This window comes from Mycobacterium sp. 155 (genome assembly GCF_000373905.1).
Classification (GTDB): Bacteria; Actinomycetota; Actinomycetes; order Mycobacteriales; family Mycobacteriaceae; genus Mycobacterium.
The window spans coordinates 222,597-237,055 of the sequence record NZ_KB892705.1 but is presented as its reverse complement, the minus strand read 5'-3'; the positions used below and the strand labels follow the sequence as shown (position 1 = coordinate 237,055).

The window sequence follows — 14,459 nt, the reverse complement described above, 5'->3', positions numbered from 1 at the left end:
GACAAGGTGGCCGTGGCGCGTCGCCGCCGTGGCCCGCCGCCGCCGTGGCCCGTCGCCGCCTGGCCCGCCACAGAGATCCGCGGGGCCGCGAGGTCAAGCCCGCAGCGTCGACGGGATCAGCGGCTCGTCGAGCAGCCGGCCGAACCGGGAAGCCAACGACACATCGTCGGGCCGGGCGTCCAGCCAACTCCGCAGCAACCGGTACCCCTCGATGTAGGTGCTGGTGTAGGCCCGCCACAGCGGCGAGGACAGGAAGCGCAACATCTGTCTTGCGCGCTCATCGTTGACCAACAGCCAGCGCTTGAGAAATGCGACGACATCGTCGACGTCGCGGTGTTCGTCGTGCAGCATCAGCGCCGCGTCCTGACGCACGTCGGCCAGCCCGGCTAGCGCTTCCGACACCGCTTCGGCGCGCTCGCCGTCGAACCGCAGTCCCAGGTCCGCGTAGATTTCGCCGGCCCAGCTCCCCCAGCCCGGCCCAACGACCGCATACAGGGCCAGGTCGGCCAGACCCTCAGCCATCAGGCACTGTGGGGTGTTGACGAGGAAGATCGTCTGTTCCAACTGCCCCTGCCGCTCCACCAGGCCCGCCTCCTTGCGGCAGTGCTCGGTGTGATGGCCGGGATAGGACTCGTGGGCGACCAGCCTGGGCAGGTTCGCCATCTGCTGCTTGAGGTCGGCGTTGACTGCGACCGTCGAGCGGTAATCGCCCAGGTAGTAGTTGAACCCCGACCACGGCTTGTCGGTGACCACCTCGTAGGTGATGGTCTCGGTTTCGGGTAGCGCGTATTCGGCGCGCACCCTGTCACGCAGCGCCGAGGAGAACGCATGGATGCACTCCTCGAGGCGTTCCGGCGGGATCTCGTCGCTGGTTCGGTGAGCCTGGATACGTTCGGCAAGCGGTCCGCTGCCGCCCAGCGCCTCATTGAGTTTGGCGTGCGCGGCGCGATAACGCTCCGGATCGCCCTTGCTGATGTGGACGTCGAAATAGGCCTGCACCTCGTCGACGAAGCCGACCTGCTCGCCGGCGAACTTGCGGCCTGCACAGTTCAGCGCGCGCAGGTGGGCGGCAACGTACTCGGCCCGGTCGCGGTCCAGATCGTCGGGAATCTGGGTGAGCAGCCGATCGGCCTGCCGGGCTAGATCAGCCGGTTCGGGGGCCGGTTCGTCGCCGACCTGGCGGCGTAGTGCCGGATCTCCCGTGAAGGAGTCGACGTAACCCTCTTCAACCCGATCGAACCGCAAACCGAGCAGCAGATATTCGCGGATGAAGCCGGTTGAGTCGATCCCGTTAGCCATATCCTCAACCGTAAATGCAAGACTGGCCGAATGCCGCGGCCCAGCGAGCCGAGCCCCTATGTGGAGTTCGACCGAAGTCAGTGGCGTTCGCTGCGCATGTCGACCCCGCTGAAGCTGACCGAGGATGAGCTGGTGCGCCTGCGCGGCATGGGTGAGAAGCTCGACCTCCTGGAGGTGGAAGAGGTCTATCTGCCGCTCGCCCGATTGATCCACCTGCAGGTGGCCGCGCGTCAGCGGTTGTTCGCTGCCACCGCCGAATTCCTCGGTGAGCCGCAGCAGAACCCGGACCGGCCGGTGCCGTTCGTCATCGGGGTGGCCGGCAGCGTGGCGGTGGGCAAGTCCACCACCGCACGTGTGCTGCAGGCCTTGCTCGCCCGCTGGGAACATCATCTGCGCGTCGATCTGGTCACGACCGACGGGTTCCTGTACCCCAACCAGGAGCTCAACCGCCGGAACATGATGCACCGCAAGGGTTTTCCAGAGAGTTACGACCGGCGAGGGCTGATGCGGTTCGTCACCGCGGTGAAATCAGGGGTCGACGAGGCCTGCGCCCCGGTCTACTCGCACCTGCTGTACGACATCGTGCCCGACGAGAAGCAGGTCGTCCGCCATCCCGACATCCTCATCCTCGAGGGGCTAAACGTCCTGCAGACCGGTCCGGCGTTGATGGTGTCGGATCTGTTCGACTTCTCGGTGTACGTCGACGCCCGCATCGAAGACATCGAGCAGTGGTACATCTCGCGATTCCTGACGATGCGTTCGACGGCCTTCGCCGATCCGGCGTCACACTTCCACCACTACTCGACCCTGACCGACGAGCAAGCCGTGTTCGCCGCACGCGACATCTGGCATTCCATCAACCGGCCCAACCTGATCGAGAACATCCTGCCGACCCGGCCGCGCGCCACCCTGGTGCTGCGCAAGGACGCCGATCATGCCATCAACCGGCTGCGGCTGCGGAAACTCTGACTGCCGAAAGACCAGTTGTCACACGCATTCTCGCGATTTGCGGGTGACAACTGGCCGCTCGGCAACGTTGTGTCAGGCCGGGATCCGGCGGACTCCGACGAACTGCCATTCGGCCATCGCCGCGGTATAGATTCCCGTGGCGATCACGATCACCCCGCCCGCCATCGTGAGTGGCATGGTGAGCACGGCGACCACAGCGATCACGGTGCACAGCGCGTTGGCCACGGCTGTCCCGCTGCCGGCCGGTCGGACCCGCTCGATGGCCGCGAGCGCGAACACCACGATGCCGTAGACGACTGAGAAGACGCCGACGCCGTACTCGATCGACTTCGGCAAGCCGGTGAGGCCCGAGAACCAGCCGGCCGTGGCGAGCAGGACGATGCCGGTGATACCGACGAAGATCGCGTCGACGCGCATGGCCAACCGCAGCAGGGTGTCGGACGCGCTCGCGGTGCGGGCGGTGGTGATGGCGGTCATGATTCTCCTTTTGGTGGGAGTTGCGAGTGAGCACGGTGCGAGGACCGCAGCCGCAACCTCTTCGGATGCGGCCCCCGCACCGGCGGAAACGGAGTCACGCCAGACGGCGCACTCCGCGGTATTGCAGCCAGCCGGCCAGCACATAGAGCAGCGCCCCTCGGGTCGGATTCGGATAGTGATCGGGTGACGAAGACGGTCATGGCCAGCTCCTCGGCAATGAGGCGGTGTCGAGCTCTTCGAACACCTCCGACATTGCTCTCGGGCGCACTGCCAGATCGACGCCGGACGCTGCCAAGCACTGCCAACCGCAGGTCAGGGCCTATTGCCTCGCTCAGCTCGGAGTGCGCACCAATGCCGCGCGCAGGTCGGCGGCTATCACCCTGGCCGCGGCGTTCTGCCAGTTGTGCAGGGACCGCTGTGGCACCTCGGTGACCAACCACTGCCATGCCTGCCGGGCAACGGGGTCCAGACCGGCGGCTGTGGCGTTCTGTGCGTACGCGCGCACGCCGACGACGTAGGGGAAGTACAGCGAGTTGTAGTGGCGCCACTGCTCGGTGGTGCCGAACTCACCACCGCCACGCGGCTTGAGGGCCGCTATGCGATCGGCCAACAGCGCTTTGAGTTCGTTTGCCCGCTCCAGCGGTTGATCGGCGGCACCGCGTTCGGCCAGCCGGGCGTCGATGGCGGGCAGCGCGGTCAGTGGGCTGGCCATGAGTTTGGACAGGTCGCCGTAGTGCCCCAGAGCGCGGCGGGTCAGCCGGGCGAACGCGTCGTCGTCGACATCGTCGAGCGGGCTACCCGAGCGCAGCGGTAGCGCCGCCTCCGTCCGCCGCAGCGCTTCGCGGTCGGCGCGCAGGGCCGGTGACCGGGAGAACGCCATCCGGTCCAGCAGCCCTGCCAGCGGATCGGCCAGCACCTCTACCGCGACGGCGACGGCGAGGCTGGTGAACAGCAGGACCGTCATCGCAATCCGGCCGCTGCCGGTCAGTACGGCGGCACCGATCAGTGCTTGCGCGCCGAACGGCACCGCGATCACCAACGTGCCGAGAATGGACCGCCGCATATCGGCGCGCAGTGCTTGCCCTTCGTCGAACGCATCCCAGATGGCGACCGCGATGCCGAGGAGCGCGACGTCAAAACCGGTGGACGCCAACGCCAGCCAGCTCGGCACCAGGCCCAGGGGAATGACGATGATCGCGTTGCCGAGCGCGAAGAACAGGGTCGCGACGATGATGAAGCCGACCACCGATCGGGGCTTGGCACCGCCGAGCACGGCCTTGACCATCGCGCCGAGCGAGGCCAGCGAGATCACCGCGAACATCACCCAGTGTCCGGTGCGCAACGGCCCGTCGACACTGCCCGCCATTGCGGCGCCGGCGAAAGCCAGCACCGCGACGGCGAAGATCGCCGCGATCTCCCCGGCGCGGGCACGCCAGGTGTCACTCGGCCGGGACAGCTCGAGCATGACCGCGAACCAGGCGATGCCGGGCAGTGCCACCAGATAGATCTCGATGCGGCCGAGCAGATCCGATCCGCTGACCACACGGACGGCGTCGAGCGCGACGACGACGGCGAAGCTGGTCAGCCCGATCGCGGCGCACACCAGGACGGGTTTACGCGGGTCCCGGGCAAGAAGGTAGAGCCCCAGCCACCAGCTGAGCGTGAAGACCACCGCCGACAGCGCAGCCATGAACCCCAGTGTGGCATGGCGATGAGCGCTTGCGCGAAGAGCAGACAGCCCTATTTACCGAAGCGGCGGTGCCTCGCGGTGTAATCGCGCAGGGCGCGCAGGAAGTCCACCCGCCGGAACGCCGGCCAGTACGCCTCGGTGAACCACATCTCCGAATAGGCGCTCTGCCACAACAGGAATCCGCTCAACCGTTGCTCGCCCGAGGTCCGGATCACCAGATCCGGATCAGGTTGGCCGGAGGTGTACAGGTTCTCCGAGATGCCTTCGGCGGTGACGGCTTCGATGAGCTGCTCGGCGGTGGCGCCGTTGGCCAGCTCCTTACTCAGCAGCGAGCGCACGGCGTCGACGATCTCCTGCCTGCCGCCGTAGGCGACAGCGACATTCACGTGAAAAGAGCCACCGGCGGTGGATGCCGTCCGTTCTACGGCCTCCCGCAGCCGGCGGGCCGGTGCGTCGCCGAGCAGCGACAGATCGCCGACGGTGCGCACGCTCCACTTGTTGGCGGGTGCACAGATCTCCTCCACCACGTCGGTGATGATCTCGATCAGCCCGGACAACTCTTCGGGGTCGCGCTGCAGGTTCTCAGTCGAGAGCAGGTACACGGTGGCCATCTCAATGCCGGCGGCCTGGCACCAGCGCAGCATCTCGGCGATCTTGGCCGCACCCATGCGATAGCCGATGCTGACATCGTCGTGACCTGTCTCACGCGCCCAGCGCCGGTTGCCGTCACACAGCACCGCGATATGGCGCGGCAGTTGAGCTTTGGACTGCGCCAACTCCTGACGCAACCGCATCTCGTAGAGCCGGTAGGCCGGTTCCTTGAGACGCGGGGGAATGATGTCCACGAGAATCCAGACTACTGTGGCCGTCGGGATAACCCCACGGCTGTTGATGGAGGTGATATGACCGCGGACGCGAGGAGCACCGATCACCCCGCGGACGCGAGGAGCGCCGATCACCCCGCGGACGCGAGGAGCACCGATCAACCCGCCCCGATCGACGCCGCCACGCCGTATCGAGCTGCCGCGGCCGCGAGCCATCAAGCCGAAGACCTGCCTGAGGCCGTTGCGGAAGGTGTCGCACAATTCATCGGCAGGCCCCGCGCCCGCGGCTGGATACACGTGTACTCGGCCGTCGTCGCGTTCATCGCAGGTGTCGCACTGGTATCGGTGTCATGGTCGATGGAATCCACCCGCGCCGGTCTCGCGACGTTGCTCTACACGTTCACCATCGTGGCGATGTTCGCCGTCAGCGGCACCTATCATCGGGTGACCTGGAAGTCTCCGGATGCCCGCAAGTGGATGAAGCGGCTCGATCATTCGATGATCTTCGTTTTCATCGCCGGCAGCTACACACCCTTCGCGCTGCTGGCCCTTCCGGAATCCGAAGGCATGGTGCTGTTCTGGATCGTCTGGGGTGGGGCAGCCGCGGGCGTACTGCTCAAGATGTTCTGGCCCTCGGCGCCACGCTGGCTGGGAGTGCCGCTCTATATCCTGCTGGGCTGGGTGGCGGCCTGGTTCATCGGGCCGATCATGCACGGCGCAGGCGTGGCGGCGGTGGTCCTGCTGATCGTCGGCGGCGCGCTCTACAGCATCGGCGGCGTGCTCTATGCCCTGAAGTGGCCAAACCCGTGGCCGGCGACGTTCGGACATCACGAGTTCTTCCATGCCTGTACGGCCGTGGCGGCGATCTGCCACTACATCGCCATGTGGTTCGCGGTGTTCTGAGCCCTACAACTTGACGGTGTCGGCAGGCGACCAGTAGGCCTTCATCGCGGAGATCTTGCCGTCGCCGTCGAACGTCATGACGTCGATGGGCTCGACCCGCATGCTGCTGTTACCCAAGTCCATCGTGAGCCGGAAATGGAACGCGGCTTCATGGCCGGCCACCCGAAGGGTCACCAGCTCGGTCTTGCTCTTGATGTTCTCGACGTTGGCGTAGAAGCCACGGATGGCGGCCCGTCCGATGTGCACCTCGCCGCCCGCCGGGTCCTCGACGGTCGCGTCGTCCGCGTACAGCTCGGCGATCTCATCGGCACTTCCGTTGGCGACCAGCTCGAGGTAGCGGTTGACGGTCTGGGTGATGTGCTCGACGTTCGGCATGGCCGCGAGGCTACACGGCGCCGCGTCGGCCGTCTGGCGGTTAACCGGCCAGTGACGTCGCGAGATCCCCGACCGTGGTGACCGGCAGATCGCACACGCGGCCACGGCATACGTACGCCGCGTCGACCCCGTCGACGCGGTCGCGTCCTGCCAGCAAGGTGCACGAGTTCGCCGGGCCGCCGACGACGATGGCTCCGCCGGGCGCGAGCGTGCGTGCCGCGGTGAGCAATTCGGCCGACGACTGCTCACACGCCACCGCGATCTGGATGGGCCCCCGGATCTGGGCCTCGGCCACCGCAAGCCAGTGCCCGCCCGAATGCGGCGCACGGGCCAGGACCGGGGTCGCCGAAGCCAGCGTGTCCTGCGCGGCGGCCGCGTACGTTTCGGACGCGGTCAGGTGCGCGGCAAGCTGCAGTGCCTCGGCGATCAACGAGGCACCCGATGGCGTTGCGCCGTCGATCGGATCGGCGGGCCGCACCATGAGCTGCTCGGCGTCGTCGGCGGTGTCGAACCAGCGGCCCGGCCGCTGCGGATCGGCGTAATGCTGCAGCGCTACCTCCAGCAGACCGAGGGCCTCGGGCAGCCACGATCCGGTGAGCTGGTGCAGCGTCAGCAGACCGGTCGTCAAAGCTGCGTAATCCTCCAGGATCGCCGCGCTGTCCCCCACCCGACCGCCGAGGCTGGCCCTGCGCAGCCGCCCGTCGACGAGGTGTAGATCCAGCAGTTGCCGCGCACATTCCGAAGCAGCAGTGAGGAATTCGGCATTGTCCAGGGCTACCGCCGTTTCGGCCAGCGCGGTGATGGCCAACCCGTTCCACGCCGAGACCACCTTGTCGTCGCGCGCGGGTTGCGGACGGGAACCGCGCGCCGCCAACAACTTCGAGCGGACGAGTGCGAACCGGGAAGCGTCGTCCGGATCGACGGGCAGCTGCAACACCGACGCACCGTGCTCGAAGGTTCCACTGGGGGTAACAGCGAAAAGCGAAGCTGCCCAATCGCCGTCGTCGTCGCCGAGCACTTCTGACAATTCGCCGGGCGTCCACACGTACGTCAGACCCTCGCGACCGCCCGCGTCGGCATCCAGCGACGACGTGAACATTCCGCCGGCCCCGAGGCTGGTGATGATGAAGCCGGCCGTCTCCTCGGATACCTTGCGCGCCAACGGATCACCGGCGCGCCGGGCCCAGTGGGCATATGCCCGCAGCAGCAACGCGTTGTCGTACAACATTTTCTCGAAGTGCGGCACCACCCAGTACGGGTCGACGCTGTAGCGGGCGAACCCGCCGGCCAACTGGTCGTAGATGCCGCCACGGGCCATGGCGGCGCAGGTGCGCTCCACCGCCGCACGCGCCACGGTGGAGCCCGTACGTTCGTAATGCCGAAGCAGGCCTTCCAGCAGCGCCGAGGGCGGGAACTTCGGCGCTTTCCCGAAACCACCGTGCGCGTGATCCTCGTCGCGCAGTACTGCGGCCACCGCGTGATCACACAGCTCGGGTCTCACGGGCCCGCCCCCTCCGGGCAGCCCCGCGGACATGGATCGCAATTCGGTCGCGATCTGATCCGATGCGCGCTCGACCTCGTCGCGGCGGTCCCGCCAGGTCTCGGCCACCGCCGCCAACAGCTGCAGGAAACCCAGCTTCGGGTAGTAGGTGCCGCAGAAGAACGGCCGCCCGTCAGGGGTCAGGAAGCACGTCATCGGCCAGCCGCCCTGCCCCGTCAGGGCCACCGTGGCGTTCATGTACACGGCGTCGAGGTCGGGACGCTCCTCGCGGTCGACCTTGATGCAGACGAACCCGTCGTTGGCCGCGGCCGCAACCTCAGGGTCTTCGAAGGATTCGTGCGCCATCACGTGGCACCAGTGGCACGCCGCATAGCCGATGGACAACAGGATCGGGACGTCGCGTGCAGCCGCCTCGGCCAGTGCCTCAGGCGACCACTGCCGCCAATGCACCGGATTGTCGGCGTGCTGGCGCAGGTAGGGGCTGGTGGCCCCCGCGAGGGTGTTACCCCCCGGACTCACGGGGCTGCCGGTCGTCGGATCGCTCCTCGGAGATGTTGTCGGTTGGATCGTCTGCCGTGGTCTCCACGGTACCGTCGTCGACGGCCTGATCGGGCTCGGGACGCTCCCGGTCGAACGATTCGGGCAGCTTGCGCAGGTGCCGGTTCATCGACCAGACCAGGGCGAACGTCCCGACCAGAAGTGCGACCGTGATCAGCAGGCCGAACGGGCTGGCCTTACCGAAGTCCGGTCCGGTGTTGCGGGGCTCGTCGGCTAGCAGGGTCACGACGGCCGTCAGGGTATTTATCACTTTTCAATCCCAATGAACAGATCATCCTCGGGCAGGCTCACCGGCACCCGGGACCGGGCCAGCTCGAACTCCTCGGTCGGCCACAACCGCTGCTGCCATTCGATCGGCGCGTGGAAGAAGTGACCATGAGGGTCGATCTGGGTGGCATGTGCGCGCAGCGCGTCGTCACGCTGGCTGAAGTACTCCGAGCATTCGATCCGGGTGGTGACCCGGCTCGCGAAAATGTCATGTGCGGGGTCCCAATGCTCAAGCCACTTGGCGAACGGGCCCTCTTTGCCGCTCTTGGAGAACTCGTCCTGCAGCAGTTGCATGCGCTGTCGCAGGAACCCGTGGTTGTAATACAGCTTGGACACGCTCCACGGGTCACCCGCATCCGGAAACTGCATGTAGTCGGCGGCGGCCTCATATGCGGCGACGGACACTTGGTGGCAGCGGATGTGGTCGGGGTGCGGATAGCCGCCGTACTCGTCGTACGTGGTCAGCACCTGCGGACGGAACTCGCGGATCACCCGCACCAGCCGTGAGATGGGCTCCTCGATGGGCACCACGCCGAAGCAGCCGTCCGGCAGCGGCGGCGGCGGGTCCCCCTCAGGTAGTCCGGAGTCAACAAAACCCAGCCAGTGGTGCTCGACGCCGAGGATCTCGGCGGCCTTTGCCATCTCGTCGCGTCGGACCTCGGCGATCCGGCCGTGCACCTCTGGTAGGTCCATCGCCGGGTTCAGAATGTCTCCCCGCTCGCCGCCGGTCAGCGTGACAACCATGACGCGCACACCTTTGGCTGCGTAGCGCGCGGTGGTCGCCGCACCCTTGCTGGACTCGTCGTCCGGGTGGGCGTGCACCGCCATCAACCGCAGTTCACTCATTGCGTCTCATCTAACTACGGCGACCTCTTACGTAATCCAACACCTGGGCCCGTCGGCTGCGGGCTCTCCCGCCTATAGTTCCAGTTCTGATGATCGAACGTCCCGTCGCCCGGTATGGGCGGCAGTCTCTGCCGGGCCGCACCCGCCGCTGGATCCTGGTCGCCCTCATTGCTCTCGTGGTGGTGGCCGGCGTGATTCTCGCGCTCACGGCATGGCACAAGTTCGACGGCGGCGACGTGAAAGGCGAGCTCACCGCCTATGAATTGGTCGGCGACGACAGCGTCTCAGTGACCATCGGGGTGACCCGGCCAGACCCGTCGCGCCCGGTCGTATGCATCGTGCGGGCCCGTTCCATCGACGGCAGCGAGACCGGACGGCGCGAGATCCTGGTCGGTCCGTCGGCTCAGAAGACGGTCCAAGTCACCGCCGTGGTGAAGGCAAGTAAGCCGCCCGTCATCGGCGACGTCTACGGCTGCGGCACCGACGTACCGTCGTACCTGGTAGCGCCCTGATTCCTGGGGCGTACACAAGCGACGATTCGCCCACGCTCAACAAACGCCGGACGGCAAATACATGAAGATCGCCTGTCTGTTCGGTGGTAGGCTCGGCGGATACACGGTTCCGCGCTGGGGCCGTGTATTGCTGCATTAGCGCGCAGAAATCGCTTGCGCTAGCGGCGATACACGCAACATGCTCCCGGCCCGAAACTGAGAACTTTCGTACGCGAAACGGTGCGAGAGCACTGCAGGACCAGATGGACAGGAGCGCGAAGATATGACCGACACCCAGGTCACCTGGCTCACCCAGGAAGCTTTCGACCGGCTGAAGGCCGAGCTGGATCAGCTGATCGCGAACCGGCCGATCATCGCCGCCGAGATCAACGACCGTCGTGAAGAGGGTGATCTGCGCGAGAACGGCGGCTACCACGCCGCCCGCGAGGAGCAGGGCCAGCAGGAGGCCCGCATCCGCCAGCTGCAGGAGCTGCTCAACAACGCCAAGGTCGGCGAGGCTCCCAAGCAGTCAGGCGTGGCACTGCCCGGCTCTGTGGTCAAGGTCTACTACGACGACGACACGAGCGACACCGAGACCTTCCTGATCGCCACCCGTCAGGAAGGCATCAGCGACGGCAAGCTCGAGGTCTACTCCCCCAACTCACCGCTGGGCGGGGCCCTGATCGACGCCAAGGTCGGCGAATCCCGCACCTACACTGTGCCCAACGGCAATATCGTCAAGGTCACGCTGGTCAGCGCTGAGCCGTACCACTCGTAACGTACGGCTCGCGGGGCAAGCACTACAGTCGGGGCAATGGCGCAAATCGCCGAGGATCTCTTTCTGCTGTTGCTGGACAATGCCTCCGCGCAGCCGGGTCTGGATCGGCGGCGCCGTGAACGAGTCTTGGCCGCCGCCACTCTTCTAGATCTGGCCTATGGGTGCCGAATCCGTCCGGCGCTGGCCGGCGAACCCATCGACCCTGGTTTGCTCGTTGCCCTCGCCGGTGACTGGCCGGTCGATCCGGTGACCGGTCCGGCATTCGAGCTGCTGCAACGACACCCGCTGTCTGCGGAATCGGCGCTGAACAAGCTCGCCAAGATCAACCAGCCCAACCTTGAGCTGCACCTGGAACGCATGGGTCAGATTCGTCGGGTTCGCATGCCTGGCAAAGGTTTTCGCGCCGCCTACTGCTGGCCGCTGACCAACCGGGAACGGGTCGGTCAGGTGCGGGACGCCATGCTGGGCGCGCTATTCGACGGGCAGAACCCGGTTCCGGCGATCGCCGCCATCGTCTGCCTGCTGCATGCCGTCGACGGGCTGGGCGCCGTGCTCAGCCTCAACGAGCGGGGCTGGCGTTGGGTACATGCGCGGGCGACGGAGATCACCACCGGAGCGTGGGTCGACGACAGCGCGGCAGGCTTGCCGGAGATGAACCTGGCGATGACGACGTCGGCCCTGCGCCCGGCATTGATGGGGTGATCCCGTCCCCTGCGCGAGCAGACACTGCGGTACCGGAAATCCGGCGTGTCGGGTGCTTTCGCGTCTGCTCGCGGTCTAGGCGAGCGCCTGTTCCAGGTCGGCCAACAGGTCGGCGGGGTGTTCGATCCCTACCGAGAGACGCACCAGATTGTCAGGGACTTCCAGCTGCGAACCCGCCGTCGAGGCATGGGTCATGGCAGCGGGGTACTCGATCAGCGACTCCACCCCACCCAGCGACTCGGCGAGAATGAAAATCTCAGTGCGCGAGCATAATTCACGCGCAGCGCGCTGACCACCCCGCAACCTGACCGACACCATGCCCCCGAACCCGCTCATCTGCCGGGCCGCGACCAGGTGGTTGGGGTGGGTGTCCAGCCCCGGGTACAGCACAGACTCGACGGCGGGGTGACCAACGAGGAATTCGGCTACGAGAGCAGCGTTTTCGCTGTGCTGGCGCATCCGCAACACCAGGGTCTTGAGTCCACGCATAGTCAGGTACGCCTCGAACGGGCCCGGCACCGCGCCGGCACCGTTCTGCAGGAACGCGAACGCCGCGTCAAGTTCCTCGTCGTTGGTCAGCAGCGCGCCGCCCACCACATCAGAGTGCCCGCCGATGTACTTGGTGGTGGAATGCAACACGATGTCCGCGCCGAGCAACAGCGGCTGCTGCAATGCCGGTGAGGCAAACGTGTTATCCACCAACACCTTCACCCCCGACGCGGAAGCGATCTGCACGATCGCCGAGATGTCGGCGATGGTCAGCAGCGGGTTGGTCGGGGTCTCCAGCCAGATCAGCTTGGTGCGCGGGGTCAACGCCGCCCGCACCGCGTCGAGATCCGACAGCGGCGCGGGTGTGTGGGTGATTCCCCACTGAGAGAACACCTTGTCGATCAACCGGAAGGTGCCACCGTAGGCGTCGTCGGGGATCACCACGTGGTCGCCCGGACGCAGCACGGCACGCAAGGCACAGTCGGTGGCTGCCATACCCGAACTGAACGCACGCCCGTAGTCGGCCTCCTCGACCGCGGCCAGCGACGCCTCCAGGGCGGCGCGCGTCGGGTTGCCGGTGCGGGCGTATTCGAATCCGCCGCGCAGGCCACCGACACCATCCTGGGCGAAGGTCGAGGTCGCGTAGATCGGGGTGTTGACGGCTCCCGTGCCAGGATCGGGGCGGTAACCGGCGTGGATGGCTTTCGTGGCCAGACCGTGCCACTTGCGCTGTTCACTCATAACCCGTCGAGCCTATCCGGGCCAACGCGTATATGGCCCGGCGCCCGGCGGATTCACCGGTACGCGCACCGTCGACATCATCTTGTCGGCGAAGATCTGCCGCACCAGGGACACACCGAAATCGATTGGCTGACCGGTTCTTTCGGCAACACCCCATCACGCCGCTGCTGGTGCACCGCGCCGCGTGCCCACCCGTCAGGAGCGCCACGCCACGGTCGAACCACGGCGTGCAGGAGGCCGGGTTGGGCGCGGCCATGGCCAGATGATGTCATCCGAACACTGCGCCCACGGTGCTGACCTGCCGGCCAAGCGCACCGTGGGCGCAGTGTCGTTGACGGGTACTACGGAGTCAGCGGGGCAACCTGGCCGCCGCTGAGCCGACGGAAGGCGTAGACCGTGATCAGCACCGCCACCGGGGCGGCGACCAGCAGGCCGACCAGGCACACCAGGGCGCCAACGATCCCGACCAGGATGGTGACCAACCAGGTCAATGCGACCGGGCCGAAGTTCGCCTTGGCGATGTTGAAACTCGTCGACAGACCCTCGATACCCGATTGGTTGCGATCGAGCACGGCGACGGTGCCGAACATCAACATGATTGCCGCAATGAGGCCCGGAACAATACACAGGAAAACGCCGATGGTGACGATGATCCCCGACACCAGCGAGGCGATGATGACGTTGCCCACGTTGCGCGGCTTGAAGAACGACCCGATGGTGACCGGCTGTCCGTTGGCGATGTCAAGGATGCCGCTCAGGTACGCCGACTGAATCGCGCCCATGACCACGAGCATGACCAGGCCACCGATCACGGAGACGGCGATACCGCCCGCCCCCATGGAAAAGCTGGTCGAGTAGCTGTACTCGTCGTACGAGCTGCTGTCGACGGTGGTGAACATGCCGGCGATGAACTGGATGAGGAACTCCAGCACCACATAGATCACGCCGAATACCAGCGTCGGCACGATCAGTTCAGCCGGATGCTTGGTGAACTTGTTCCACGCCCACGAGAACGCATCCCCCACTCTGTACGCCGTGCCGGGCGCGAAGCCCTGGCCACCGGGGGGCGGATAGCCGGGTATGCCCGGAGGGGGCGGAGGAGGATAGCCGCTGGGACCACCGGGAGGCGGCGGGTAACCACCCTGCGGAGGCGGCGGATAGCCACCTTGAGGAGGCGGCGGATAGCCACCCTGCGGAGGCGGCGGAAATCCTCCAGGGGGTGGAGGAGGATAGCCGCCCGGTTGCGGCGGCGGGTAGCCACCACCGTGGGGCGGCTGGTATCCGCCGCCACCCGGCGGCGGAGGCGGCGGAAATCCTCCGGGCGGTGGAGGAGGGTAGTTTCCGGGCGGCGGTTGATTACTCACGTTGATGGCTCCTATCTCGGGTAGCGACCGTCACCCGGTCACCACTGTCTGCCAGCACCTAGATGTACAGCGAACGGAACGGCTCACAGGGGAGAGTACGCACCAAGGGGCGCATTCACACGTCCCCCGCGGCAAAGGCCGTGTCGACAGATCGGTCGCGGACCCCCTCCGCAGTCGAGTTTGCT

At 66.5% G+C, this 14,459-nt stretch carries 15 protein-coding genes; 5 read left to right on the top strand and 10 right to left on the bottom strand.

Going from position 1 to position 14,459, the window contains the following annotated elements; all coding sequences use genetic code 11:
• Positions 1-93: 93 nt before the first annotated feature.
• A complete protein-coding gene (locus B133_RS0101095) occupies positions 94-1,299 on the bottom strand; it encodes a hypothetical protein (protein ID WP_018598857.1) in 1,206 nt (401 codons plus the stop codon).
• A gap of 30 nt (positions 1,300-1,329) precedes the next feature.
• Here B133_RS0101095 and coaA point away from each other — a divergent pair, with 30 nt between their 5' ends.
• Entirely contained in the window at positions 1,330-2,268 is a 939-nt protein-coding gene (coaA, locus tag B133_RS0101090; protein WP_026255825.1) for a type I pantothenate kinase, read from the top strand.
• A 72-nt stretch (positions 2,269-2,340) separates the two neighbouring features.
• Here coaA and B133_RS0101085 read toward each other — a convergent pair whose 3' ends face one another.
• The 3 genes from B133_RS0101085 to B133_RS0101075 form a co-directional block, all read right to left on the bottom strand.
• The gene (locus B133_RS0101085; RefSeq protein ID WP_018598855.1) at positions 2,341-2,745 is read right to left on the bottom strand and encodes a hypothetical protein; all 405 of its coding nucleotides are present in this window, start codon (positions 2,743-2,745) and stop codon (positions 2,341-2,343) included.
• 331 nt (positions 2,746-3,076) lie between these two features.
• Positions 3,077-4,435, bottom strand: coding sequence for a hypothetical protein (locus B133_RS0101080; RefSeq protein WP_018598854.1), 1,359 nt, complete (start codon positions 4,433-4,435; stop codon positions 3,077-3,079).
• A gap of 50 nt (positions 4,436-4,485) precedes the next feature.
• The gene (locus B133_RS0101075; protein WP_036418322.1) at positions 4,486-5,280 is read right to left on the bottom strand and encodes a (2Z,6E)-farnesyl diphosphate synthase; all 795 of its coding nucleotides are present in this window, start codon (positions 5,278-5,280) and stop codon (positions 4,486-4,488) included.
• Between the two features lie 57 nt (positions 5,281-5,337).
• Here B133_RS0101075 and B133_RS0101070 point away from each other — a divergent pair, with 57 nt between their 5' ends.
• Positions 5,338-6,162 (top strand): hemolysin III family protein, encoded by an 825-nt coding sequence (locus B133_RS0101070; protein ID WP_369751431.1) that lies wholly within the window; start codon positions 5,338-5,340, stop codon positions 6,160-6,162.
• 3 nt (positions 6,163-6,165) lie between these two features.
• Here B133_RS0101070 and B133_RS0101065 read toward each other — a convergent pair whose 3' ends face one another.
• Genes B133_RS0101065 through mca form a run of 4 tightly spaced genes read right to left on the bottom strand, consistent with a single transcriptional unit; the run spans position 6,166 to position 9,709 of the window.
• Positions 6,166-6,537, bottom strand: a complete 372-nt coding sequence (locus B133_RS0101065) for a nuclear transport factor 2 family protein (protein ID WP_018598851.1) — start codon at positions 6,535-6,537, stop codon at positions 6,166-6,168.
• Positions 6,538-6,577: 40 nt separating this feature from the next.
• The gene (locus B133_RS0101060) at positions 6,578-8,557 is read right to left on the bottom strand and encodes a thioredoxin domain-containing protein (protein WP_018598850.1); all 1,980 of its coding nucleotides are present in this window, start codon (positions 8,555-8,557) and stop codon (positions 6,578-6,580) included.
• Positions 8,541-8,846: a hypothetical protein gene (locus tag B133_RS0101055; RefSeq protein WP_018598849.1), complete on the bottom strand. Its 306-nt coding sequence runs from the start codon at positions 8,844-8,846 to the stop codon at positions 8,541-8,543. The genes B133_RS0101060 and B133_RS0101055 overlap by 17 nt, the downstream gene beginning before the upstream one ends.
• Positions 8,843-9,709, bottom strand: coding sequence for a mycothiol conjugate amidase Mca (mca, locus tag B133_RS0101050; protein ID WP_018598848.1), 867 nt, complete (start codon positions 9,707-9,709; stop codon positions 8,843-8,845). The genes B133_RS0101055 and mca overlap by 4 nt, the downstream gene beginning before the upstream one ends.
• Positions 9,710-9,798: 89 nt before the next feature.
• Between mca and B133_RS0101045 the strand changes: the two genes are divergently transcribed.
• The 3 genes from B133_RS0101045 to B133_RS22230 all read left to right on the top strand — a co-directional run bounded on the left by B133_RS0101045 (position 9,799) and on the right by B133_RS22230 (position 11,680).
• Positions 9,799-10,221 (top strand): DUF4307 domain-containing protein, encoded by a 423-nt coding sequence (locus B133_RS0101045; RefSeq protein ID WP_018598847.1) that lies wholly within the window; start codon positions 9,799-9,801, stop codon positions 10,219-10,221.
• Between the two features lie 262 nt (positions 10,222-10,483).
• On the top strand, positions 10,484-10,978 hold the full coding sequence (gene greA / locus B133_RS0101040; protein WP_018598846.1) for a transcription elongation factor GreA: 495 nt from the start codon (positions 10,484-10,486) through the stop codon (positions 10,976-10,978).
• Between the two features lie 36 nt (positions 10,979-11,014).
• Positions 11,015-11,680, top strand: coding sequence for a GPP34 family phosphoprotein (locus B133_RS22230; RefSeq protein WP_018598845.1), 666 nt, complete (start codon positions 11,015-11,017; stop codon positions 11,678-11,680).
• 75 nt (positions 11,681-11,755) lie between these two features.
• On the opposite strand, the gene B133_RS0101025 is transcribed toward B133_RS22230, so the two are convergent.
• Both B133_RS0101025 and B133_RS22225 read right to left on the bottom strand, forming a co-directional pair.
• A complete protein-coding gene (locus B133_RS0101025) occupies positions 11,756-12,910 on the bottom strand; it encodes a cystathionine gamma-synthase (protein ID WP_018598844.1) in 1,155 nt (384 codons plus the stop codon).
• Between the two features lie 341 nt (positions 12,911-13,251).
• On the bottom strand, positions 13,252-14,274 hold the full coding sequence (locus tag B133_RS22225; protein WP_026255822.1) for a membrane protein: 1,023 nt from the start codon (positions 14,272-14,274) through the stop codon (positions 13,252-13,254).
• Positions 14,275-14,459: the final 185 nt, after the last annotated feature.

What these genes read in the sequence shown, in the direction of transcription:
- B133_RS0101095 (WP_018598857.1), bottom strand. Translation starts at nt 1,299, where the DNA reads ATGGCTAACGGGATCGACTCAACCGGCTTCATCCGCGAATATCTGCTG.
- coaA (WP_026255825.1), top strand. Translation starts at nt 1,330, where the DNA reads ATGCCGCGGCCCAGCGAGCCGAGCCCCTATGTGGAGTTCGACCGAAGT.
- B133_RS0101085 (WP_018598855.1), bottom strand. Translation starts at nt 2,745, where the DNA reads ATGACCGCCATCACCACCGCCCGCACCGCGAGCGCGTCCGACACCCTG.
- B133_RS0101080 (WP_018598854.1), bottom strand. Translation starts at nt 4,435, where the DNA reads ATGGCTGCGCTGTCGGCGGTGGTCTTCACGCTCAGCTGGTGGCTGGGG.
- B133_RS0101070 (WP_369751431.1), top strand. Translation starts at nt 5,338, where the DNA reads ATGACCGCGGACGCGAGGAGCACCGATCACCCCGCGGACGCGAGGAGC.
- B133_RS0101065 (WP_018598851.1), bottom strand. Translation starts at nt 6,537, where the DNA reads ATGCCGAACGTCGAGCACATCACCCAGACCGTCAACCGCTACCTCGAG.
- mca (WP_018598848.1), bottom strand. Translation starts at nt 9,709, where the DNA reads ATGAGTGAACTGCGGTTGATGGCGGTGCACGCCCACCCGGACGACGAG.
- B133_RS0101045 (WP_018598847.1), top strand. Translation starts at nt 9,799, where the DNA reads ATGATCGAACGTCCCGTCGCCCGGTATGGGCGGCAGTCTCTGCCGGGC.
- greA (WP_018598846.1), top strand. Translation starts at nt 10,484, where the DNA reads ATGACCGACACCCAGGTCACCTGGCTCACCCAGGAAGCTTTCGACCGG.
- B133_RS22230 (WP_018598845.1), top strand. Translation starts at nt 11,015, where the DNA reads ATGGCGCAAATCGCCGAGGATCTCTTTCTGCTGTTGCTGGACAATGCC.
- B133_RS0101025 (WP_018598844.1), bottom strand. Translation starts at nt 12,910, where the DNA reads ATGAGTGAACAGCGCAAGTGGCACGGTCTGGCCACGAAAGCCATCCAC.